Below are 21548 nucleotides of genomic sequence, written 5' to 3'. Positions count from 1 at the left end.
TTCGTGTCGATGTCAGGCGGGGCGACCATCCTGCATGCCGATCTGGACGCGTTCTACGCGTCGGTCGAGCAGCGGGACGATCCACGCCTGCGCGGCCGCCCGGTGATCGTCGGCGCCGGCGTCGTCCTCGCGTGCAGCTATGAAGCCAAGGCGTACGGCGTTCGCACGGCCATGAGCGGTGGACAGGCGTTGCGGCGGTGTCCCGGCGCGATCGTCGTCGACCCGCGGATGTCGGCGTACTCGGAGGCCAGCAAGGCGGTGTTCAAGGTCTTCGAGGACACCACTCCGCTGGTGGAGGGGTTGTCGATCGACGAGGCGTTTCTCGATGTGGGCGGGCTGTGGAAGATTCGTGGTACGCCACTGGAGATCGCCCAGCGGTTGCGGGCCGAGGTGTTGGCGAAGGTCGGGTTGCCGATCACGGTCGGGATCGCGCGGACGAAGTTTCTGGCGAAGGTGGCGAGCGGGGTCGCCAAGCCGGACGGCCTGCTGGAGGTCGCGCCCGATCGTGAGCTGGATTTCCTGCATCCGTTGGACGTTGAGCGACTCTGGGGTGTCGGCACCGTCACCGCGGAGAAGCTCCGGACGCGCGGGCTCACCAAGGTCGGCGATGTTGCGATGCTGCCCGAGGCCGCGCTGGTCGCCATGCTCGGGCGGGCGTCCGGGCGTCATCTCCATGCATTGGCGCACAACCGCGATCCACGGCCGATCGAGGTCGGTCGTCGCCGGCGGTCGATCGGTTCGCAGCGGGCGCTCGGCCGATCACCGAAGTCGCCGGCCACGCTCGATGCCGTGCTGGCCGGGCTGGTGGATCGAGTCACCCGCCGGATGCGCACAGCCGGCCGGTCCGGGCGGACCGTTACGCTCCGGCTGCGCTTCGACGACTTCAGCCGGGCGACGCGCTCACATACATTGCCCCAGGCAACTGACCAGACCCGCGCGATCCTGATCACCGCACGGGCCTTGCTGGTGGCGGCGCGGCCGCTGATCGTGTCCCAGGGCATCACGATGATCGGCATCTCCGTCGGCAACCTCGAGAACGAGGCGGCCCTGCAACTCGCTCTCCCCTTCGACAAGGCCGCGAACAGCGAGCTCGACAGCGCCCTCGACCAGGTCAAGGACAAGTTCGGCACCAACGCCATCACCCGGGGCGTTCTCCTCGGCCGGGACCAGGGCCTGACGGTCCCGATGTTGCCGGACTGATCTGAAGCTTCTCTGAAGAGTCGGTTCGAGGATGTGCTCGGACCAACTTCCGAGGAGGGGCTTGCGATGAGATCAGTCGTGCGGACGGGGCGCAGGATCGCGGTCGGGGCGACCGTGCTGTCGGTGGTTGCCGGGGGCACCGCTTTGGCGGTGTCGGCGGCGACCGAGGATCCGGTGCCGCAGATTCACGCGTGTGTCAGCCGGGGTCTGCTCGGGATCGGCAAGGGGACCATCCGGGTGGTTGCCCCCACCGCCGCGTGCACGTCCGGAGAGGACCCGCTCAGCTGGAATCAGCAGGGTGTCCGCGGTCCCATCGGACCGACCGGACCGATGGGAGCGGTCGGACCTGTCGGCCCAGTGGGTGCGACCGGTGCGCAGGGCGCCGTTGGGCCGGTTGGGCCGGTCGGTCCTGGTGGTCCGGTAGGTGCCACTGGAGCTCCAGGTGCCGTTGGCCCCGCGGGTGTTTCGGGCTATCAGCAGGTGACAGGCGCAGACGACATCGTGAAAGGCGCCTTCATCCAGGTCAGAGCGGCCTGCCCGCAGGGCAAGGTCGTCGTGAGTGGCGGCTACAGCCTGATCGATCCGACCGTGATGCAGGTCTGGGGGAATGGACCCGACGGTCCCGGGTCCTGGTCGGTCCGATTCCGCAACGTTGGCTCGGAGACCAAGCGCGTGACGGTCACCGCGACCTGTGTGGCCGCCGGCTAGTACGAGTCGTCGTGCAGGCCCCCGGCGTACCAGTTGAGGGCGGCGCGAAGTTCGTTGAGCTGGCGGATCCGGCGGTTGGCGGTCCGGCCGTGGGCGATCGGGTAGACGCGGATACCGCCGTGGTGCCGTCGGCCTGGTGCGGGTAGCGCGGAGTGGTACGGCGGCTCGAGCCAGGCGATCAGCCATGGACGCTTGTGGTTGCCACCAATGCGAAGTCGGGTAACGCCGATCCAGGGGACAGTGCCGTGCCGGGACCCGCGCTGGATCGTCAATCCCTGTGGAGACAGGTGAAGCACGACTCGCCGTCGCAGGACGAGCTGCCAGTTGCGCAGGGCGAAGTACAGGCAGAGCAAGGCGAAGAGACCGAAGAACGCACTGAGGCCCGGGTGCTCGGCTGTGACTTCGGGATCCGGTGGGGCGAAGACGACGACGAGCAGGGTGGTGATCGTCGCGACGATCGCCGGGCGGGTCCGGCTGGTCGCGAAGGCGGCACCGGATGGTTGCACCGGTTCCTGGTGATGCAGGGGTTGTGGCGCGGGTGGCCGTGGCTGTGCCGGCTGTGGTTGTGGCGGCTGTGGTTGTGGCGTTGGCTCGGGCGGTTGTTGCTCGGTGAGGAGTTTGGTGGCCGGTTGCGGGAGGACGAGGGTGTGCGGTGATCCGTTCACGCCGAGCAACTGCAGGATCTCCGGTGGGGTTGGGCGGTGTGCGGGATCGCGGACCAGACACCGCCGTACGACGTCCTGCAGCGGACTCGGGAGCGGCGGGACCTGCGGTTGCTCGTGAATGACGCGGTGCAGCAGGGATGCGGGGTTCCCGTGCGCGAACGGACCCTGGCCCGACACGGCGAAGACCAACACCGAGCCCAGCGCGAACACATCGCTCGGCGGCCCGATCGCCGTACCGGTGATCTGCTCGGGTGACAGGTAGCCCGGTGTACCGATGACCATGCCGGTCGCGGTCAGGCCGGCCTCCTCGAGGGCGCGGGCGATGCCGAAGTCGATCACGCGCGGGCCGTTGTCGGTCAGCACGATGTTCGACGGCTTGAGATCGCGGTGAACCACGCCGCCCGCGTGGATCGCCGTCAACGCCTCGGCAAGTCCGCCCGCGAGCGTCTGCACGGCACCGGGTGTCATCGGGCCGGAGGTCCCAACCGCCTTCTGCAGCGTCGGTCCTGGCAGGTATTCCGTGGCCATCCAGGGACGTTCGGCATCCGGATCCGCATCGACAACGGCGGCTGTGTACGCGCCGCTGACCTTGCGGGCGGCATTGATCTCGCGAGCGAACCGGGCGCGGAAGGCCGAGTCACCGGCCAGTTCGTCGCGGACGACCTTGACCGCGACCAGTCGCCCACCCAACGAGCGGGCCAGGTAAACGGCGCCCATCGCGCCACTGCCGAGTCTGCCCAGGATCGTGAACGACCCGATCACCGCCGGATCCTGCGAATGCCTTGTCATCGGGCGCCACGCTAACGTGGTTCAGGAGCGCGGGTAGCCGATCTCGGCGATCCCGTCCGCGAGATCACTCAACCGGCGCTGCGGGTTGAGCGAGGTGACGACGTACTCGGTCAGCGGCATCAGCGCGTAGACATGGCGGATCGCTTCGAGGTCGAGGGCAACCTCGTAGTAGTCCTCGGCGAAGGTCAGGTACGCCTCCGGTTGCCCGGCTGCGATCACCTCGAACAACGTGTCGGCGCCGTCCACGTCGGCACGCTCGACCGGACCACATCGCCAGGCCGTGTCATCCGTCGTACGCCAGAAACAGACTGTCGCCCGTGGTGTTCCCTCCTCATCACAGAAGGCCGGCTCGTCGCGGGCAGCGTGAAAGACCTCGGGCACACCGTCGAGCAGACCCGGCCACACCTCGTCGTCATTGACGTACGGCGACATCGGCGACTCGTGATCGAATCCGTACGCGAACGCGCCGTCCGGCGAGAACACGATCGAGTACTCGTCGCCCGATCCGTTCCGCATCAACGCGGCCTCTTCCGTCTCCGACCACCGCGCGTCGAACGCGAAGTAGTTGTCGCTGTCACCACCCAGGACGAGATCCAGGACGGCGAGCGCGCGGCTGACCCGCCTGACCGTTGCCAGGTCCGGAAGCCCTTGAATCACGTCGAAAACTGACACTCCGCTATTCAATCTGCCGACCCGGTCGCGACGGTTGGTGGGGGTCAGGTCCGGACCTCGACCCATCGGCGGCCGAAGCCCTTGACCGCCACGCCTCACGATCAGACTCGTCGGCGTGAGCCGCAGCTCGGAGGGTCGCCTGATGACGAGCAACCAGGCGCGCAGGCCTCCTGACCGGGTTCGAATCCTCACCGTAGTGGCTGAGGACCCCTGCGTGACGCCGGTCAGGGCTGGCCTGGATAACTCTCAGCGGCGCTGGACGGCTTCCTCGGCGACCTCGACCAGTTCACGGTCGGTGGCCTCGGTTTCCGGGTCGTGGGCCGGCTCCAGCCGATCGTGCGCGATCAGCGACTGGATCGCCCGCAGTACGGCGCTCGCAGCGGCACCCCAGGTGGACACGTACGAGAACTGCCACCACCACAGCGCCTCGACAACGCGGCCTTCCTCGTAGTGCGCGAGCCCGTGCACCAGGTCGGTCGCGATCGCGGTGAGGTCGTCGGACAGCCGGTTGACGGTGATCTCGGGTGGCGCGGCGTACGGATCGAAAACCTCGGCGTACTCGTCGAGACCCTCGAACAGGATCGCCAGCCGGTCGCGCATCGCGTCCAGATCCGGATCCGGTCCGGCGTCGCTCTCGAACCGCTCCTCGGGAACGAAGTCTTCGAACGCACCCAGCCGACCGCCGGCCAGCAGCAGCTGGCTCACCTCGAGCAGCAGGTACGGCAGCGAGGCGAGGCCTTCGTCGATCCCGTCCTCGTCCGGCTGCGCGGCGATGTCGCGGACCGAGATGAGGAAGCTACGGACCTGGTCGGCGATCTGTTCGGCGAACTCCGTCAGGTCCTCGGCGTCCGTCTCCAGCGCCCGTTCGGCAATATCGGTGAAGCCTGCATTATCGGTTGAATCAGTCATCGATCGATCGTCGCCCTTCAAACGCCCGTCCGAGTGTGACCTCGTCGGCGTACTCGAGATCACCGCCTACAGGAAGTCCACTAGCCAATCGGGTGACGCGCAACCCCATGGGCCGCAGCATGCGGCTCAGGTACGTCGCTGTCGCCTCACCCTCGAGGTTCGGGTCGGTGGCCAGGATGATCTCGCTCACTTCACCGTCGGCCAGCCGCTGAAGCAGTTCCTTGATCCGGAGCTCGTCCGGCCCGATCCCCTCGATCGGCGAGATCGCTCCGCCGAGCACGTGGTACCGGCCGCGGAACTCGCGGGTCCGCTCGACCGCGACCACGTCCTTGGCCTCTTCAACCACGCAGATCAGACTCAGGTCACGACGCGGGTCGCGGCAGATCCGGCACTGCGCCTCCTCCGCGACATTGCCGCAGATCTCGCAGAACTTGACCTTCTCCTTGACCTGGATCAGCACGTGCGCAAGCCGTCGTACGTCGGTCTCGTCGGCCGAGAGCAGGTGGAACGCGATCCGCTGCGCGGACTTCGGACCCACACCGGGCAGCCGGCCGAGCTCGTCGATGAGATCCTGAACGGCCCCCTCGTACACGTCAGCCTGCGGTCTGACCGGACGGACCGGTCCCGCTACCCGGCTCGGGTGTGCCCGGGTTGTCGCCGGCCTCGACCGCGGGGGTCGTCTTACCGGGCAGGGCGAAGCCCGCGGGCGCGCCGGACCCTGACGGGCTCGCGCCGAAGTCGGGGATGTCCGGTCCGAACCCGGGGATGCCGCCGGCCAGCGGGCCCATCGCCCGCGCCGCGGCCTCCTTCGCGTTCGCCGAGGCGTCGCGGACCGCTGCGACGATCAGATCGGCCAGGGTCTCGGTGTCGTCGGGGTCGACGGCCTCCGGCTTGATGTTCAGACTGAGCAGCTCTCCCGTGCCGGAGACCAGCGCGGTCACCAGCCCACCGCCGGCCGAGCCCTCGATCTCCTGGCTCTCCAGGTCGGCTTGCGCCTCCATCAGCTGGCTCTGCATCGCCTGCGCCTGCGCGAGCAGGTTGGACATGTCGAAGCCCCCAGCACCGCCACCGTCGAACACTGCGATCTCCTCGTCCCAACCGCTCCGTGACTAACCCGAGCCTCAACACTAGCCGGTCGGTCGGACAACCCCACGCTCCCCCAGAAACCGACCAGTCTCCCCAAGTTGTCCACAAGCCTGTGGAAACCTCTCGTCCACACCCTGTGATTTCTGTGGACGCCCTCCACAACAGCCCACACCCCCTGTGGACAACGGTGTGTTCACAGGGGGTGTGGTCAGTTGGGTTTCTTGGTGATCTGGGTTGCGAGGGTCAGTTGGGTTCTTCGGTGATGATCTGTGCGCCGAGGGTCTCGCGGAGGAGGTCCGTATGCGACTGCGAGTCGTCCTCGAGTACGACGTCGTCCTCGCCGACCGCGTCAGCCTCTTCCTCCGGAGTGAGCGGCGCCACCCGCTTCGTCGGCGCCGCAGCCGCCTTCCGCGCCTGCTCCGCGGCAACCGCCGCCTCCGCCGCACGACGCTTACTAGCAGCCTGCGTAGACGTCGGCCCTTCCTCCCACGGATCCTCAGGCGGTACGTCGTACTCCGAATCCGGCGGCTCCTGCACAGCCACCGCCAGCCCCGAACCGCCGCTCACCACTGACCCGCCGTCGTCACCCCAACCCCCAGTCCGAGCCCCCGAACCACCCGCCACCTGCCGGCTGCCGGCTGCACCTCCCACACCCGACGCTCCAGCACCACCCACAGCAGCTCCGTCAGCGTGCGCGCCACCCGCAGCAAATCCACCGGCCCCAGGTTCTGCACCCGGACCCGCACCCCCGCCGGCCACCGCGCTCGAGCCACCCGCACCCGAACCACCTCCGCCACCTGCGCCCGCAGTCCCGCTGACACCCGCACCACCGCCAACGCCCGTGCTCCCGTAAGCACCCGCAGGCCCGCTTCCGTCCGCACCACCGCCTGCGCCCCCGCTCCCGCCAGTGCCCGGCGCACCCGCACCGCCAGCACCTGCCGGGCCAGCACCTGGTCCGCCGGCGGAAGGTCCACCGGCTTGAGGACCACCGGCTTGCGGACCACCGGCTTGAGGACCGCCGTGGGATCCGCCGGCCTGGGGTCCGCCGGAGCGACCGCCTGATGGTTGTCCGCCGGCACCCGGGTCCGCTGATGGGTCGACGACCGCTTCGATCCGACGATTCAGCCCGATCGTGTCGATCATCGCCTGCCGGAGGATCTCGTCACTCCCCGAGCGAGCGAAGCTCTCCCGCGCCCCCGCGTTCACCAACCCCAGCGTCAAGGTCTGCTCATCAACCGCGATGACCTGCGCGTTCTGGCTCAGCATGATCCACGCGAACCGCCGCTTGCTCTTCACCGCATCGAGCACCTCAGGCCACAACCGCCGAATATCCACCAACCCGACAGCCCCGCCACCCCCACCCCCCGGCACCGGAGCCCCAGCAGCCGCCTCCCCAACAACCGCCTGCCCCGCATCAGACCCCTCAACCACAGCCGAACCAGACTCATCCCCCCAAGCCCCAGTCCGCCCAGCCCCACCCGAACCGCCCGCACCACCAACACCCGAACCGACAGCACTCGAACCGCCAGCACTCGAACTCGCGGCACTCGAACCGGCAGCACCCCCGCGACCCGCACCACCCCCAGCCACCTCACCTGTCCCACGGCCGACAGCACCCGAGGCAGCTGCATCATCGCCGGCAGCACCCGAGGTAGCTGAACCACCCTCGCCGCCACCACCTGCAGAACCACCAGCCACCGCACCGCGGTCCGCTTCAACCCCGCCACCGCCCACGACACTGCGGTTCGCTTCAACCCCTCCAGCGACCGCCGCACTGCCGTCTACCCCAGCACCGCTCCCACTCGCAGCCGGAACACCCGATCCCGCACGACCACCCGCCGCACCACCGTCCGCTCCCGCACCACGACCACCCGACGCACCACCGTCTGCTCCAGCGCCGCCGTCTGCTCCAGCGCCGCCGCCCGCTCCAGTGCTGTCCGCTCCGGTGCTGCCGTCCGCTCCAGCTGAACGAGCGGCCGCGGCCTGTCCTGCTGCAGGAGCAGCTCCTGCGGCACCACCAGTGGCCGCGGCTCGGGCTGCGGCTCGGCTGGCGGCCGGGTCCTGGGCGGGACCACCCGCCGGGCCGGCGGTCGTCGCCGTACCAGCCTGGTTTGGCGCGAGCTCCGGCGTACCCGCAGGAACTCCGATGGTCAGACGGCGTTCCATCCGATCGAGACGCGCCTGAATACCGTTGGTCGAATCGTCCGCGCCAGGCAGCAGCACCTTGGCGCAGATCAGCTCGAGCTGCAGCCGAGGCGCCGTCGCACCACGCATCTCCAACAAACCCGCCGCAACGATGTCGGCCGCCCGGGTCAGCTCCGCCGGCCCGATCCCGGCCGCCTGCACCTGCAGCCGCTCGCCCTGGTCCTCCGCCGCTTCGATCAGACCAGAAGCGACAGCACCCGGCACGGCCGACAGCACCACAAGATCCCGCAGCCGTCGCAGCAGATCCTCCGCGAACCGCTTCGGATCCTGCCCGGTCTCGATGACCTTCTCGATCGTCTCGAACACGGCCGCACTGTCATGCGCGGCAAACCCGTCCACACAAGCATCGAGCAGCGAATCCGGGGTGAACCCGAGCAGCGCAACCGCCAGCTCGTACGTGACCCCGCCCGGCCCCGCCCCACCGATCAACTGGTCGAGCACACTCAGCGAATCACGCACCGACCCAGCCCCAGCGCGCACAACCAGCGGCAACGCGGCCGACTCGATCGACACACCTTCGGACTGACACAGCGAAGCCATGTAGTCGCCCAGCACCTTCGGCGGCACCAGACGGAACGGATAGTGATGCGTCCGGGACCGAATTGTCCCGATCACCTTGTCCGGCTCGGTCGTCGCGAAGATGAACTTCAGATGCGGCGGCGGCTCCTCGACCAGCTTCAGCAGGGCGTTGAAGCCCTGCGTGGTCACCATGTGCGCCTCGTCGATGATGTAGATCTTGTAGCGGCTCTCGACCGGCGCGAAGAACGCGCGCTCCCGCAGATCGCGCGCATCGTCCACACCACCGTGCGACGCCGCGTCGATCTCGATCACGTCGATGCTGCCGGGCCCACCTCGCGCCAGGTCGGTGCAGGACTTGCAGACCCCACACGGCTCCGCGATCGGACCCTTCTCGCAGTTGATCGCCCGGGCCAAGATCCGCGCGCTGGTGGTCTTCCCACAACCGCGGGGGCCTGAGAACAAATAGGCGTGGTTGACCCGGTTGTTGCTCAACGCGTTCCGCAGCGGCGCCGTGACATGGTCCTGCCCGATCACCTCGGAAAACGTCTCCGGGCGATACCGCCGATACAACGCAAGAGGTGCTTCCACGCCCGCAACCCTAGCGCTGACCACCGACATTTCACGCTCCCGCCCGATCCCCCGCTCCGGGACCACCGCAGGCATGGGACCTGTGGACCGACTGGCCACCACACTGGAGGTGACCGTTGCCCACGCCTTGGGGGACCCCTGATCAGGCAAGAGCATTTCCTCGAGACCACGGCGCCTGTCCACGCGGTGATCAAGCTGCCGCGGCTGCAGTCCGGCCTGATCGACGCAAAGGTCGTTCCCGGTTGTGAGCGCGCGACGATGAGCATCTACACCGCGAACGAGACACAGCGGTCGGGCGACATGGTGAGGGACGTGCTGCTGTCCACCGACGGGAACACGATGACCGCCGATTTCGTCGACGACGGGCAGAACGTCTTCAACGACAGCCCGATCGAGGTCCGCATCGAGCTTCCCCCGGGGAGCACGCTGGACTGTACGACCGATGTCGCCGAGGTGCGGGCCGATGGGCTGGCGAGCGTGAGCGCACAGACCCGATCCGGTTCTGTGGTGCTCGAGCGATGTACGTCGGCCGATGTGCGGACCGAAGGCGGTCCGGTGACATTGGGCGATATCGAGGGCGCCGACGTCAGGACCAAGGGAGCCGAAGGATCCGTGAGCGCCCGCCGGATCGGAATCCGGGCCACGATCAGAACCAGGGGCGGCGCGATCCGGGTTGCCGACCTCGGCGCGCCGATCTCGCGGTTCAGCACCGACAGCGGCGAGATCCACGTCCACGCGACGGGGCCGGGCCACATCAACCTCAGCTCGAACACGGGAGCCATCACCGTGACGGTGACCGACGACGATCTCGCCTCGCAACTGCGCATCAACGTCGACGGTCTTACCGGCTCGGTCGACGTACCGCACGACAGCATCGTGATGCGCGGTCTCCAGCTGTCGTACGACGATGCTCCGCCGGCGCGAGCCGATCAGGGCGAGGCGGCCACGAACACCCGCAAAGGCCGCCCGGATCCAGGCCTCAACCTCTGACCGTTGCCAGGCCCGGTCGACTGTGCTGCGCCCGGGCCTCCATCGACGGACACGGCGTACCTCGCGCCTCCGGTCGGCCGGAGCAACGGTCAGCGCGATCCGATCCCAGCCAGCTTGGCTTCAAGGCGTGATGGCTTCGCTCTGCTTGCCCGGGCGGCGTTGGGGCCGAGCCTGCCTCTAGGGTCATGTGAATGAGCGGTGGCGACGAGAGGCAGCAGGCGGTGATCCGGCGGGCTGGGGAGTTGTTGCCTCGGGACGAGCGGGTTCTCGGGGTCTATCTCATTGGGAGTTATGGGACCGGGGAGGCCGACCGGTTCAGTGATGTCGATGTGCATCTGGTCGTGACGGACGACAGCGTGGCGTGGTTCGAGGACCGCTGGGACGACGTACTGCGGGAGCTCGCCGGGCCGACTGTCCACACGGACGGGCTGCCTGGGCTGATCGGTGGGCTCGGGATCACACCCGACTGGTTGCACGTAGATCTCATCGTGCATCCACTAGCAGCCTTCGACCGCTTTCAGTACGACGGCGTCCGGGTGCTCTTCGACCGCGACGGGACCTTGTTCCCGGACGGCGACATCCCGCGCGAGGGCGGGCGTGTCGGCGAACCGTACTGGCCGGCCACGACGGTCAACCTCTTCTTCTATTTCCTCGGCAACCTGGTCACCGTCCTTGGCCGAGACGAGCGAATCGTCGCAAATCAAGGGATCGGGGTCGTCCGCGACCAACTCATCGCCTTGATGCTGGCCGAACGCGGCGTACGCCGGACCGGCGGCGCCAAGCGCCTCAACGCCTGCCTCTCCGACGAACAACGCGCCACGCTCGAAGCCATCCCTCCCGCCGGCACCGACCCAGCCGACATCATCGCGGCCAACCAGTACATCTGCCGCGATTTCATCCGCCGCGCCACGGCCCTGGCCCACCACACCAACAACCCCTGGCCAACCGACTTCGTCGAGGCGACCCTCACCCACCTCAAAAACCACTTCCACACAAACTTCACCTGACCACCCCGAGCCACACCGGCCGGCTTGCTCCTCACCGGCCGGCTGACTACCGGCTGACTGCCAGCCTGCTGACTGCCGGGTGGTGGGTCGAGGCGGCGCCTGAGGTGATCTGGCTGCGCCGGGGTTACTCGAGGTGGTAGTTGGCGAAGCGGGTCCGGAGGTCTTTTTTGGAGAACTTGCCTACTGAGGTTTTGGGGACCTCTTCGATGAATTCGACGGCGTCGGGGAGCCACCACTTGGCTACGAGTGGGCGGAGGTAGTCGAGGATGTCTTCGGGGGTGACCGTGGCGCCGTCTTGGATGACTATGCAGGCCAGGGGGCGCTCGTCCCACTTAGGGTGCGGTACGCCGATGACGGCCGCTTCCTTGACCGCGGGGTGGGCCATCAAGAGGTTCTCCAGCTCGACGGAGCTGATCCACTCGCCGCCTGATTTCACCAGGTCCTTGGTGCGGTCGACGATGCGCACCGAGCCGAACTGGTCGATCGCGGCGACATCGCCGGTCTTCATCCAGCCGTCCTCGGTGTTGAGCTGGACGCCGTCGTCGGGCCGGTAGTACTCGGCCGCGATCCACGGGCCGCGCACCTGAAGCTCACCGGTGGCCTCGTCGTCCCAAGGCAAGGACGTGATCGAACCAGGCTCGACGATCCGCACCTCGACACCAGGCAGCGGCAGCCCGGCCCGAGCACGCAGGTGGGCCTTCTCTTCCTCGGGCCGATCCTTGTCCCGCACCGCGACATGCGCCGCCGTCGCCACCGGGCTCGTCTCCGTCATGCCCCACGCCTGCAGGATCGGCTTCCCCAGCTTCTCCCGGAACGCTTCCGACAACGCCAGCGGTACGGCGGAACCACCACACGGGATCCGCCGCAGTTTGGGCAGTTCGACACCATCGAGCAAGGGCAACAGGGCCTGCCAGATCGTCGGCACCCCGGCCGTCAGCGTGACCTCCTGCTCCTGCAGCAGCTTGAGGATCCCCTGCGGACTCATATCCGGCCCGGGAAAGACGAGTGAGGCGCCGGCCATCGGTGACGCATGCGCCAGACCCCACGCGTTCGCGTGGAACATCGGCACGACCGGCATCACGGTATCGGTCTCGGCCAGGCCGATTCCGGCGTTCGTCAGGACGCCGATCGAGTGCAGCCACGTCGATCGATGCGAATACACGACGCCTTTGGGGTTGCCCGTCGTACCGCTCGTGTAGCACATCGCGGCGGCCTGGTTCTCGTCCTCGACGTGGAACTCGACCGGCTGGGCCGCGGCCAGCAGCTCCTCGTAGTCGTGGAACCGATCGTCATCCGGGATCCCCGCCGCGGGCGCGCCCGGCGGCAGGTCATCCATCACCACGACGTGGCGGACCAGCGGCAACCGCTCGAGGAGCGGCAGGAAGAGCTTGAGCAGCGACTTGTCGACAAAGACGACCTCGTCCTCGGCGTGGTTCGCGATGTAGACGACCTGGTCGGGGAAGAGCCTGATGTTGAGCGTGTGGAGGACTCGGCCGGTGCAGGGCGCCGCGAAGTACAGCTCGAGGTGGCGACCTGAGTTCCACGCGAAGGTGCCGACGCGGCCGTCCGGACTGATGCCGAGCGTGTCCAGCACGCCGCCCAGACGTCTGGTCCGGTCGGCCCACTCGCCATACGTCACCTTCGTCGGCGCCGGACCGCCGGTGTACACGGTTTTGTCCGGGTAGAACTGCTCGGCCCGGAGGAAGATGGTGTCCAGGGACAGCTGGTAGTTCTGCATCAGACCCTTCATGCACACACTGTGCCAGTCGTGGTGTCGCCTTGACCATGACCCTGACCGGACTTTCTCCGGCACTCTTCCGGCACTCCGCCTGCTCTCTCGCACCAATCCGGCAGACTCTCCCGACGCGATCCCGAACAGACCCCCGAGGCGATCACCGAGCCGATCACCGGGGCGATCCCGAACCGATCGCGACTCCCTCCGCAGAAATGGGCCGACCGCAACAGAACTCGCCGCGCCAACAGATGACACGACATACGTGTCGTGTAACATATCGGTCATGAAGGTTGTCGAGGAGTTGCGATATCTCGTGCTGGCCGTCCAGCGCGAGGGCAACCGCCTGCTCGCCGCAGAGCTGCGACCGCTGGGAATCACGCCTTCTCAGGCAGAAGTTCTGCGCGTGCTGCGCGACCACGGACCGCTGACTCTCAACGCACTAGGCGGCCTGCTCGTCTGCGAAACCGGCAACAGTCCGAGCCGCCTGGTCGATCGCCTGGTCGCGCAGGGACTGGTGAAACGCACCGTCGACAAGGTCGACCGGCGTTACCTCGCGCTGAGCCTGACCACGCAGGGCCGCGCGTTGCACCGGCGCATCGTCACCGCGGAGAACCGGCTCCATCGGACCATCAACGACCTCGTCGCCGGCCACGCGCTCGACGAGACCATCACCACACTGCGCGCCGTCGCCGACGCGTTCCCCGCCGGAGCCGCGCTGGCTCGCCGGCGTGATCCGGAGTTCGACCACCACCTCGCCCAGGAGAGATAGTCATGGAACAGGCCACCGACACCATCCCTGCCGGCCCGACCGCGATCCGCCACGTCCTCCTGGACGCCCTGGCGCTACCGGAGTGGAACGAGGCGTTCCTCGCCATCGACGGACCGGTTGAGGCCGAGCTCGGCACGCAGTACGCGCTGCGCGTCCGGCCGGGTTTCGCCGGCGAGTTGCGGTACACCGTGGTCGAGCCCGACCGAATCGAGATCACCTGGCAGGTCCCCGGATTCCGTGAGGTCGGGACCTGGACCATCACACCGGACAGCCAGGTGACACACACGTTCGAGCAGTCGGGGCCGCTGGCAACTGTCCTGCGCCCGGCGTACCGCAACATCGCCACCATCCGCCTGGCCCGCCTCGCCAACCGAGTCCGCCAGTTCACCCACAGCTCCTGAACAAGCCGGCGACCACCTGCCGGCCGCCAGATCCTGATTCAGACGGCTAGTGGTTGGGTGCGTTTGTGGGCGGTGCGGCGGTGGGTGGTGATGATTGTGGTGGCGGCTTTTTCGTCGATCTCGCGGCCTTCGAGGAAGTCGTCGATCTCGTCGTACGTGACGCCGAGCGCTATCTCGTCCGGCAGGCCGGGGTTGTTGGTCTCGAGGTCGGCCGTCGGGACCTTGCCGGTGATTTCGGGGGACGCGCCGAGTCGCTCGCCGACCGCGCGGACGCGGCGCTTGGTGAGGCCTGACAGTGGCGTGAGGTCGCAGGCACCATCGCCGTACTTGGTGAAGAAGCCCATCACCGCCTCGGCCGCGTGGTCCGTGCCGACGACCAGACCGCCACGTGCCCCGGCGACGGCGTACTGCGCGATCATCCGCTGCCGCGCCTTCATGTTGCCGATGTGGAAGTCCTCGCGGTCGCCCAGCCCGGCGTGGCGGACCGACTCGACCATGGCGTCGGTGGCCGGCTTCACATCGACCACCAGCGTCTCGTCCGGCTTGATGAACTGTAGCGAGCGCTGCGCGTCCGACTCGTCGGCCTGGACGCCGTACGGCAGCCGCATCGCGATGAACGTCGCCTGACCACCCTCGGACCGCACTCGCTCAACCGCGAGCTGGCACAGGCGTCCCGCCGTACTGGAGTCGACGCCGCCGCTGATGCCGAGCACGTACGCCGTCGCACCGGTCCACCGGAGCTGATCGGCCAGGAACTCCACCCGCCGCTCGATCTCGGTCTCCGCATCGAACGACACGGGTACGCCGAGCTCGGCGATGATCAGTTCCTGCAGGTAGCGGCGCTCGTCGCTCATCGGGCTCCTTCGGCGTGATCGGTGCGGACCGATCCAAGCCTAGGGTGTGCCGCCCAACGGCCGCGGGGCCAGCAGACCCCTGGACATAAGGATTCCCCGCGCACCCGGAAGAGCTCACTTACCCTTGCTGCCTTCCGGCCCTGGGGGAGTTGGGCGAGATACCGCCACGCGGGGAACCAGCCACGAGTGTACGGGATCTCATCGGCCCGACCGAAATCGGCGGAACTCCTCCTGATCGCCCGGGATGGGCTCTAGGGTGGTTGGGTGACAGATCATCAATTCGGCTCGTTCGGCATTTCCACGGGTCTGGACAGCAGCGCACACTCTCTGGAAGCCGCGCGGGCGGCCGAAGAGCTGGGATATTCCACGATCTGGCTTTCCGGCGGTCCGCTGCCGGGGCTCCAGACCATCGTCGACCTCATCGACGCGACCACATCGATCAAGTTCGTCAGCGGCATCCTGTCTGTGGACAAGTACAGTGCCGCCGACGTCAGTACGACGTACGCCGCGCTGGAGGCGTCCGCACCGGGGCGTTTCACCGTCGGCCTAGGCGGAGCGCACGGGGCCAAGCCGCTGGGGACCCTCAGCGCGTATCTGGACGAGGTCGACGTACCGACCGACCGCATTGTGCTCGCAGCACTCGGGCCGCGGATGCTGGAGCTCGCCCGCGACCGGTCCGCCGGCGCACTGCCGTTTCTGGTCAACGCCACCTACACAGCTGAGGCACGTGGGATTCTCGGGCCGGACAAGCTCCTTGCGATCAGCCACCTCGTCGTACTGGAGTCAGATGCGGACAAGGCCCGTTCGATCGCGCGGGACACGATCGGCTTCTTCCCACAGATCCCTGGGTACGCCGCGTCACTCAAGCGGCAGAGGTACAGCGAGAAGGATCAAGCCGAGCTCCCTGATCACATGGTCGACGCGCTGGCCGCCTGGGGAACCCCAGCCGACATCAAGGCCAAGCTGTCCGAGCACCTGACCGCCGGCGCCGACCACGTAGCCATCAACGTCATCACCGGCGTCACCGGTCCCCAGCCCATCGACGAGTGGAGGGCACTGGCGCCCACGCTGCTTGGTTAGAGGTCATCGATCCGGCCGGACATGATCGAGCGGACGTTGGCCGTCACTCGCTCCACGGGCCAGTCCCACCACGCGACCTCGAGCAGGCGGTCCACGTCCGCGTCGGCGAACCGCCGGCGGATCAGCTTGGCCGGATTCCCACCGACGATCCCGTACGGCGGGACGTCGTCCACCACGACCGCACCCGACGCGACGATCGCGCCGTCCCCGATCGTCACGCCGGGCATCACCAGAGCGCGGTAGCCGAACCAGACGTCGTTCCCGACCACGGTGTCCCCGCGGCCCGGCAGTCCCGAGATCAGATCGAAGTGCTCCGCCCACGCACCGCCCATGATCGGGAACGGGAACGTCGACGGCCCGTCCATCCGGTGGTTGGCGCCGTTCATGATGAACGTGGTGCCCTCGCCGAGTGCGCAGTACTTGCCGATGCGCAGACGCTCCGGGCCGTAGTGGTAGAGCACGTTGTTCGTCTCGAAGGCGGTCGGGTCGTGGGGGTCGTCGTAGTACGAGTAGTCGCCGACCTCGATCAACGGCGAGGTCACCACAGCCTTCAGCAGTACGACGCGCGCCGCCTCGGGCATCGGGTGAACGACGTTCGGGTCCGGTGCATCCATGGCACCGACCCTAGATGAGCAGGCCGATCACCAGCAGGACGATGAGCACGGCCGCAATGACCAGGGCAGCTCGTTTGGTACCGAAGTGCTTCAGTGCGATGCCCAAAGGGCCTATTGGCTTCATCGTTGCTCCAGACGCTTCTTTTGCAGGTGTGTGAAGAGCAAGAACCCCAGTGCACCCAGTACGACGGGCGCACCGAGCCAACCGTGTCCGGCGACGGCGAGGCCGAGTGCCAGCAGTACTGCGGAGGCGGTGGCGATCCAGCCCGCGATCAGGCGGTCCTTTGCGAAGAGGCGGCCGCGTCTGTGCAGCACCTCGACCGCTCTGGTCATAGTGAGCAGGCCGACCAGGATCACGGCCGCAAAACCGAGCTGTGTCCGGGCGCGGAGCTCATCCTCGGTCAGCCAGAGCGCTCCGACAAGTCCGACCACTGCGGCGGCGCCGAACAACTGCACCAGCGAGCGAACTCGCCGACGCAGGGACAGCACGTGCTGAAGGCCGGCCAGGGTTTCGTCGGCGGAGATCATCAGCCCGCTCCTTCCGTCGCCGCCGCGCGCAGCAGTCGCCGCGCCCGGTGCAGGCGTGACTTGACCGTCCCAACCGGCACCGCGAGTACCTCTGCGCACTCTTCGAGCCCGAGGTCCTCCAGGTGGAACAGCACGAGTACCTCCCGTTCCGCTACCGGGATCCGGTCGATGAGCCGCATCACGTCCACTCGGTCGACTACGTGGTCGGCCAGGTCCGGTTCGTCGTACAGGGGTGTTTGCGGCGGGTCGGCGTACTTGTCTCTGAGTTGGTTGACCACGCTGCGCCGGGCGATGGTGAAGAGCCAGGCAGCGAACCGGTCTGGTTCCTTGAGCCGCGGCAGCCCGCGTACGACGGCCAACCAGACCTCCTGCGACACGTCGTCGGCCACATCGTCCCGGCCGAGCATCCGCCGTACATAACCCCACACCGACTCGTGCCACCCGCGAACCAGCTCAGCCACCGCCTCCCGCTCACCCAGCTGAGCCCGCACCACCACAGCCACCCACTGCCGCTCCACCACCCACCTCCTCTCACCTCCACAGTCGCGCCGGCACCCCCTCAGGTTCACGTCCCCGATTTCAGGATCCCCCGCGGCTTCGCGTATCCTCTCCGCTTGGAGGATTCGCCTAGAGGCCTAGGGCGCACGCTTGGAAAGCGTGTTGGGGGCAACCCCTCACGAGTTCGAATCTCGTATCCTCCGCCACTCCCACGGAGCCGCAAAACCGCAGGTCAGCGCGCGGTTACAGGCTTTCGGAGGTCGAACACGAGCCGGGGCGGTTCCCACATCTGGGAGCCGCCCCGGCGTCGTTCCGTCCCAGTTCTTTCATGCCGGCCAACGCAGGCCGCAGGCTCGTGCCCATCTTGTCGACTCGCCCTTGGCCGGACGTTAGGGTCTGGACGATCGGTCGATTGCCGGTGGCGGTGGCGGAAGGAGATCGGGTGGGCGGCTCTGAGCGTGTGGACCGAGTGGTGCCGAGGGTGCGTCCGCACGTTGCTCGCGCCGTTGGGCTTGCTCGACATGTCGTGCTGGACTTCGACGGTGTGATGTTCGACGTGGAGATGGGGATGGGTCGCGATGCTCGGGATCGCGCGGTCAGCGATCTGTTGGCCAGCCGCCCGTATCGGCCCCGGCCGCTGCCGATCAGCTTCGCGTGGTTCGGGTTCGAGCGCACGCTGGACTACCTCGCTGAGCGTGAACCTGAGTACGCCGCCGAGGCCGAGGAACTGATCTCGCACCTGGAGTTGGATGCCGCGCTCACAGCCCGGCCAGCACCGAACCTGCGCGAGCTGCTCGCCGCCTGTGCGGCCACAGATCGCAAAGTCGCGGTGATCAGCGACCTTTCCGAAGAGGCCGTCGCGGCCACCGTCGGCGCCCATGCGCTGGCTGCGCACATCGACGCAGTCGCCGGGCGCCGAGGACTCGAACTGGCCGCCTTCGACGCTGGATACACCGCCGAGCGCGCCGCCGATCTCCTCGGAGTGCGGCTGTCGTCCTGCCTGTTCGTGAGCGGTCGGTGGGCCCGCGTTCGTGAGCCGCAGCAGTTGGGTGCGATAGGTCTTGGCTGCGTATGCGGGCGCGACCAACGCAAACACCTGGCTACACCTCAGATCCCCGTGGTTTCGAACCTCGCAACGCTGACCCAGGCCCTGCTCAGCTACTAGCTTTCCGCGACGGTCATGAATGGTCGCCCAGTCGTCGCCGCACCACACGCCGCCGCAGGGTGGGCGAAGCCACCACCTCGTAACCAGCATCGAGGAAGACCTGCACCAGCCCGACCGACGCCTCGTCCCAGATCACGGTCTTGCCCGGCGGCGGCTCGATCGGGTACCCCTCCAGGACGCGGGCGCCGACCTGCTCGCCGTACTCGACGGTGGCGGCGGCGAGCTCGTAGGTCAGCCCCGCCTGACGCCGGCCCTTGCGCACGACGAAGCACGTGACTGACCAGACGCCCTCAAGCTCGGGGTTCATCCGCATCCATGCCTGCTTCCGGCTCCACAGCCTCGGGTAGTTCTCCCGCGGCTCGACCGCGACCCACCCGGCCGCCTCGCCGTCGACGTACCCGATCAGCCCCGACGTCGGTCCGCTGGTACCGCAGGCGGTCTGCTCCAGCAGCGCGGCATCCCTCTGCTCCTGGGTCGTGTCCCGCCAGATCCAGCCGGGCACCTTCAGCGCTTGGCAACGGCACTTGTGGGCTCCGCTCGTGGCGAAGACCGCCTCGACGTCCGCTGTCGATGCTTGATTGGCCGGGAGCCACATGAAATCGGGCATGCAGCCATCATGCTCTTCGCCGGGCGTGCCCGCCGTCGAAGAGCGCGGACCGGCTGCGCGACGTTCTGAAGCATCGGGCCCTGATGTGCACGTAGCGTGCGCGGTCGGCGGATGTCGCCGTTCGTTGGGGTGACTGCCATCTGACGTTCATGTGGGGCGTGCTGCGGCGGTCGTCCGTGGTTCCTAGCGTCCGTCTGTGTGCGCACCGCTGGCCTGCCGCCCTGCTCTCCGGTTGGTGTTCGACTGCACCCGACGACGCGAAAGGCCCCGGCATGTCCGAAGAACCCAAGCAAACTCGAATCTCTCGTCGCAACGCGCTCGGCGTGTTCGGCGCGTCAGTGTCCGGCGTCGCCGCCGGGCCGCTGATCCTCGGCGGCGAAACCGCGGAGGCGGTCCCGGCGAAGTCGGAGGTCACCGGTCTCACCACCGGCTCGGCCACCACCCCCGTCCAGGGCCTGCACCTGACCTTCGGCGCCGACCCGCGCAGCCAGATGGTCGTCTCGTGGGTCACCGACGCGGCCGTCAAGAACCCGCGCGTCGTCTACGGCACGCTGAGTGGCGGCTTCGGCTCCAAAGTGCACGCGACGACGAAGACGTACGTGGACGGCACTTCTGGGCGGACGGTCTGGGTCCATCACGCGCGGATCGACAAGCTCAGGGCCGATACCGACTACCTGTACGCGGCGCAGCACGACGGAGCCACCCCCGACGCCGGCACCTTCCACACGGCGCCGTCCGGTAGGGCGCCGTTCACCTTCACCAGTTTCGGCGACCAGGGTGCGCCCAGTGTGACGTGGAAGACCGGAGCGAACCCGGCCGACGCTTCGGGCCGGGACTTCGAGCCCAACGCCACTCCCGCCTCCGCCGATGTCGTCACCGGCGTCGAGAAGGTCGGCCCGCTGTTCCATCTCCTCAACGGCGACCTGTGCTACGCCAACACCGGCCCCGACCGCATCCGCGTCTGGCACGACTTCCTCGCCAACAACAGCCGCTCAGCGCGGTTCCGGCCGTGGATGCCGGCCGCGGGCAACCATGAGATCGAGTCGGGCAACGGTCCGCTCGGTCTCGACGCGTACCAGGCCTACTTCGAGCTGCCGTCGACCGAGAACCAGCCCGAGCTCGACAACCTCTGGTACACCTTCACGGTCGGTTCAGTGAAGGTGATCGTCCTGCAGAACGACGACATCGCCCTGCAGGAGGGCGGCGACATCTACATCAACGGCTACTCCGGCGGCCGGCAGCTCGCCTGGCTGGAGCGGGAGCTCAAGTCGGCACGGGCTTCGAAGGACGTCGACTGGATCGTGGTCTGCATGCACCAGGTGATGATCAGCTCTGCGACTGCCGCGAACGGCGCCGATGTTGCCCTGCGCGCGGCGTACGGACCGCTGTTCGACAAGTACGGCGTCGACCTGGTGGTCTGTGGCCACGAGCACGACTACGAGCGCTCGTTGGCAGTGCGTGGCGTCGTCGCCGGCAGCGTCACTCTCACACCCAACCCGAGTCAGACCGCACTCGACGTGATCGACAGCGCGCACGGTACGACGCACATGGTCCTCGGCGGTGGCGGCGTGTCCGGCATCACCAACAACAGCTTCACGAACGACGACGCCGACGGTCACGGGCATCACTCGGCACTGATCCAGATGGAGCACCTCGGTAAGTTCAACTCGCGCAAGGAGAAGGAGACGGCGATCTGGATCGGCGTCCGCGACGCGGAACATCCGTACGGCTTCGCCGAGTTCAGCGTCGACCCGGGCCGCCACCCCGGCGACATGACCCGCATCTACGTCACCTACTACAACATCATCACCCCCACCGGCGAGCTCTCGGTCTTCGAAAAGTTCACCCTCCAACGCCGCCGCAGCGACGGTCGCCACTGACCCACCACGACCAACCGCGGGGGCCGGACCCGGCGGGACCGCCCCCCGAGCCGGGCAAAAGAGGGAGATCCCCCCCCAG

20 protein-coding genes, 1 tRNA gene, 1 other RNA gene and 1 pseudogene are annotated in these 21548 nt (G+C 67.8%); 10 read left to right on the top strand and 13 right to left on the bottom strand.

Annotation, left to right across the window (positions count from 1 at the left end; all coding sequences use genetic code 11):
• Positions 1–9 precede the first annotated feature (9 nt).
• Together dinB and ACWF4Z_RS28925 are read left to right on the top strand one after the other, a co-directional pair.
• Positions 10–1200: a DNA polymerase IV gene (dinB, locus tag ACWF4Z_RS28930; protein WP_452246310.1), complete on the top strand. Its 1191-nt coding sequence runs from the start codon at positions 10–12 to the stop codon at positions 1198–1200.
• Between the two features lie 66 nt (positions 1201–1266).
• The gene (locus ACWF4Z_RS28925) at positions 1267–1908 is read left to right on the top strand and encodes a hypothetical protein (RefSeq protein ID WP_452246309.1); all 642 of its coding nucleotides are present in this window, start codon (positions 1267–1269) and stop codon (positions 1906–1908) included.
• On the opposite strand, the gene ACWF4Z_RS28920 is transcribed toward ACWF4Z_RS28925, so the two are convergent.
• The 6 genes and pseudogenes from ACWF4Z_RS28920 to ACWF4Z_RS28895 form a co-directional block, all read right to left on the bottom strand.
• Positions 1905–3362: a serine/threonine-protein kinase gene (locus ACWF4Z_RS28920; RefSeq protein ID WP_452246308.1), complete on the bottom strand. Its 1458-nt coding sequence runs from the start codon at positions 3360–3362 to the stop codon at positions 1905–1907. The two genes, ACWF4Z_RS28925 and ACWF4Z_RS28920, sit on opposite strands and share 4 nt — an antisense overlap.
• Positions 3363–3383: 21 nt before the next feature.
• Entirely contained in the window at positions 3384–4034 is a 651-nt protein-coding gene (locus ACWF4Z_RS28915) for a hypothetical protein (RefSeq protein ID WP_452246307.1), read from the bottom strand.
• A 246-nt stretch (positions 4035–4280) separates the two neighbouring features.
• Positions 4281–4943, bottom strand: a complete 663-nt coding sequence (locus tag ACWF4Z_RS28910; RefSeq protein WP_452246306.1) for a DUF5063 domain-containing protein — start codon at positions 4941–4943, stop codon at positions 4281–4283.
• Complete coding sequence (gene recR / locus ACWF4Z_RS28905; RefSeq protein ID WP_452246305.1) at positions 4936–5535, bottom strand: recombination mediator RecR; 600 nt, start codon at positions 5533–5535, stop codon at positions 4936–4938. The genes ACWF4Z_RS28910 and recR overlap by 8 nt, the downstream gene beginning before the upstream one ends.
• A 184-nt stretch (positions 5536–5719) precedes the next feature.
• Positions 5720–5989 (bottom strand): annotated as a pseudogene (locus ACWF4Z_RS28900) (YbaB/EbfC family nucleoid-associated protein); the annotation flags it as partial.
• A 283-nt stretch (positions 5990–6272) separates the two neighbouring features.
• Positions 6273–9371: a DNA polymerase III subunit gamma and tau gene (locus ACWF4Z_RS28895; protein ID WP_452246318.1), complete on the bottom strand. Its 3099-nt coding sequence runs from the start codon at positions 9369–9371 to the stop codon at positions 6273–6275.
• 156 nt (positions 9372–9527) lie between these two features.
• Between ACWF4Z_RS28895 and ACWF4Z_RS28890 the strand changes: the two genes are divergently transcribed.
• Complete coding sequence (locus ACWF4Z_RS28890) at positions 9528–10331, top strand: DUF4097 family beta strand repeat-containing protein (protein WP_452246304.1); 804 nt, start codon at positions 9528–9530, stop codon at positions 10329–10331.
• Positions 10332–10522: 191 nt separating this feature from the next.
• Positions 10523–11338, top strand: coding sequence for a nucleotidyltransferase domain-containing protein (locus ACWF4Z_RS28885; RefSeq protein ID WP_452246303.1), 816 nt, complete (start codon positions 10523–10525; stop codon positions 11336–11338).
• A 124-nt stretch (positions 11339–11462) separates the two neighbouring features.
• Here the strand turns inward: ACWF4Z_RS28885 and ACWF4Z_RS28880 are convergent, their stop codons facing one another.
• Positions 11463–13088 carry a long-chain fatty acid--CoA ligase gene (locus tag ACWF4Z_RS28880; RefSeq protein WP_452246302.1) on the bottom strand — a complete coding sequence of 542 codons (1626 nt, stop codon included), beginning with the start codon at positions 13086–13088 and terminating at the stop codon, positions 11463–11465.
• A 268-nt stretch (positions 13089–13356) separates the two neighbouring features.
• Here ACWF4Z_RS28880 and ACWF4Z_RS28875 point away from each other — a divergent pair, with 268 nt between their 5' ends.
• A complete protein-coding gene (locus ACWF4Z_RS28875) occupies positions 13357–13842 on the top strand; it encodes a MarR family winged helix-turn-helix transcriptional regulator (RefSeq protein WP_452246301.1) in 486 nt (161 codons plus the stop codon).
• A gap of 2 nt (positions 13843–13844) precedes the next feature.
• Positions 13845–14243 carry an SRPBCC family protein gene (locus ACWF4Z_RS28870; RefSeq protein WP_452246300.1) on the top strand — a complete coding sequence of 133 codons (399 nt, stop codon included), beginning with the start codon at positions 13845–13847 and terminating at the stop codon, positions 14241–14243.
• 38 nt (positions 14244–14281) lie between these two features.
• On the opposite strand, the gene nadE is transcribed toward ACWF4Z_RS28870, so the two are convergent.
• Both nadE and ffs read right to left on the bottom strand, forming a co-directional pair.
• Positions 14282–15097, bottom strand: a complete 816-nt coding sequence (gene nadE / locus ACWF4Z_RS28865; protein ID WP_452246299.1) for an ammonia-dependent NAD(+) synthetase — start codon at positions 15095–15097, stop codon at positions 14282–14284.
• A gap of 84 nt (positions 15098–15181) precedes the next feature.
• Positions 15182–15278: signal recognition particle sRNA small type (ffs, locus tag ACWF4Z_RS28860), an RNA gene on the bottom strand.
• A gap of 83 nt (positions 15279–15361) precedes the next feature.
• On the opposite strand from ffs, the gene ACWF4Z_RS28855 reads away from it, so the two are divergent.
• Positions 15362–16177, top strand: a complete 816-nt coding sequence (locus ACWF4Z_RS28855; protein ID WP_452246298.1) for a TIGR03620 family F420-dependent LLM class oxidoreductase — start codon at positions 15362–15364, stop codon at positions 16175–16177.
• Here the strand turns inward: ACWF4Z_RS28855 and ACWF4Z_RS28850 are convergent.
• The 3 genes from ACWF4Z_RS28850 to ACWF4Z_RS28840 all read right to left on the bottom strand — a co-directional run bounded on the left by ACWF4Z_RS28850 (position 16174) and on the right by ACWF4Z_RS28840 (position 17837).
• Entirely contained in the window at positions 16174–16791 is a 618-nt protein-coding gene (locus tag ACWF4Z_RS28850; protein ID WP_452246297.1) for a CatB-related O-acetyltransferase, read from the bottom strand. The two genes, ACWF4Z_RS28855 and ACWF4Z_RS28850, sit on opposite strands and share 4 nt — an antisense overlap.
• 120 nt (positions 16792–16911) lie before the next feature.
• Complete coding sequence (locus tag ACWF4Z_RS28845; RefSeq protein WP_452246296.1) at positions 16912–17319, bottom strand: hypothetical protein; 408 nt, start codon at positions 17317–17319, stop codon at positions 16912–16914.
• On the bottom strand, positions 17319–17837 hold the full coding sequence (locus tag ACWF4Z_RS28840) for an RNA polymerase sigma factor (protein WP_452246295.1): 519 nt from the start codon (positions 17835–17837) through the stop codon (positions 17319–17321). Before ACWF4Z_RS28840 ends, ACWF4Z_RS28845 begins: the two co-directional genes overlap by 1 nt.
• A gap of 98 nt (positions 17838–17935) precedes the next feature.
• On the opposite strand from ACWF4Z_RS28840, the gene ACWF4Z_RS28835 reads away from it, so the two are divergent.
• Both ACWF4Z_RS28835 and ACWF4Z_RS28830 read left to right on the top strand, forming a co-directional pair.
• Positions 17936–18023 (top strand) — tRNA-Ser (locus ACWF4Z_RS28835).
• A 275-nt stretch (positions 18024–18298) separates the two neighbouring features.
• Entirely contained in the window at positions 18299–18982 is a 684-nt protein-coding gene (locus ACWF4Z_RS28830; protein WP_452246294.1) for an HAD family hydrolase, read from the top strand.
• Between the two features lie 13 nt (positions 18983–18995).
• Here ACWF4Z_RS28830 and ACWF4Z_RS28825 read toward each other — a convergent pair whose 3' ends face one another.
• On the bottom strand, positions 18996–19589 hold the full coding sequence (locus ACWF4Z_RS28825) for a hypothetical protein (protein ID WP_452246293.1): 594 nt from the start codon (positions 19587–19589) through the stop codon (positions 18996–18998).
• Between the two features lie 272 nt (positions 19590–19861).
• Between ACWF4Z_RS28825 and ACWF4Z_RS28820 the strand changes: the two genes are divergently transcribed.
• The gene (locus tag ACWF4Z_RS28820) at positions 19862–21469 is read left to right on the top strand and encodes a purple acid phosphatase family protein (protein WP_452246292.1); all 1608 of its coding nucleotides are present in this window, start codon (positions 19862–19864) and stop codon (positions 21467–21469) included.
• Positions 21470–21548: the final 79 nt, after the last annotated feature.

The organism is Kribbella sp. NPDC055071 (genome assembly GCF_053608045.1).
The sequence above is the reverse complement of the archived record's forward strand: the minus strand, read 5'-3'. Positions and strand labels throughout refer to the sequence as shown.

Excerpts from the sequence above, each read along its gene's own strand:
- dinB (WP_452246310.1), top strand. The coding sequence starts at position 10 with ATGTCAGGCGGGGCGACCATCCTGCATGCCGATCTGGACGCGTTCTAC.
- ACWF4Z_RS28925 (WP_452246309.1), top strand. The coding sequence starts at position 1,267 with ATGAGATCAGTCGTGCGGACGGGGCGCAGGATCGCGGTCGGGGCGACC.
- ACWF4Z_RS28920 (WP_452246308.1), bottom strand. The coding sequence starts at position 3,362 with ATGACAAGGCATTCGCAGGATCCGGCGGTGATCGGGTCGTTCACGATC.
- ACWF4Z_RS28910 (WP_452246306.1), bottom strand. The coding sequence starts at position 4,943 with ATGACTGATTCAACCGATAATGCAGGCTTCACCGATATTGCCGAACGG.
- ACWF4Z_RS28895 (WP_452246318.1), bottom strand. The coding sequence starts at position 9,371 with ATGTCGGTGGTCAGCGCTAGGGTTGCGGGCGTGGAAGCACCTCTTGCG.
- ACWF4Z_RS28885 (WP_452246303.1), top strand. The coding sequence starts at position 10,523 with ATGAGCGGTGGCGACGAGAGGCAGCAGGCGGTGATCCGGCGGGCTGGG.
- ACWF4Z_RS28880 (WP_452246302.1), bottom strand. The coding sequence starts at position 13,088 with ATGAAGGGTCTGATGCAGAACTACCAGCTGTCCCTGGACACCATCTTC.
- ACWF4Z_RS28875 (WP_452246301.1), top strand. The coding sequence starts at position 13,357 with ATGAAGGTTGTCGAGGAGTTGCGATATCTCGTGCTGGCCGTCCAGCGC.
- ACWF4Z_RS28870 (WP_452246300.1), top strand. The coding sequence starts at position 13,845 with ATGGAACAGGCCACCGACACCATCCCTGCCGGCCCGACCGCGATCCGC.
- nadE (WP_452246299.1), bottom strand. The coding sequence starts at position 15,097 with ATGAGCGACGAGCGCCGCTACCTGCAGGAACTGATCATCGCCGAGCTC.
- ACWF4Z_RS28850 (WP_452246297.1), bottom strand. The coding sequence starts at position 16,791 with ATGGATGCACCGGACCCGAACGTCGTTCACCCGATGCCCGAGGCGGCG.
- ACWF4Z_RS28845 (WP_452246296.1), bottom strand. The coding sequence starts at position 17,319 with ATGATCTCCGCCGACGAAACCCTGGCCGGCCTTCAGCACGTGCTGTCC.
- ACWF4Z_RS28825 (WP_452246293.1), bottom strand. The coding sequence starts at position 19,589 with ATGCCCGATTTCATGTGGCTCCCGGCCAATCAAGCATCGACAGCGGAC.
- ACWF4Z_RS28820 (WP_452246292.1), top strand. The coding sequence starts at position 19,862 with ATGTCCGAAGAACCCAAGCAAACTCGAATCTCTCGTCGCAACGCGCTC.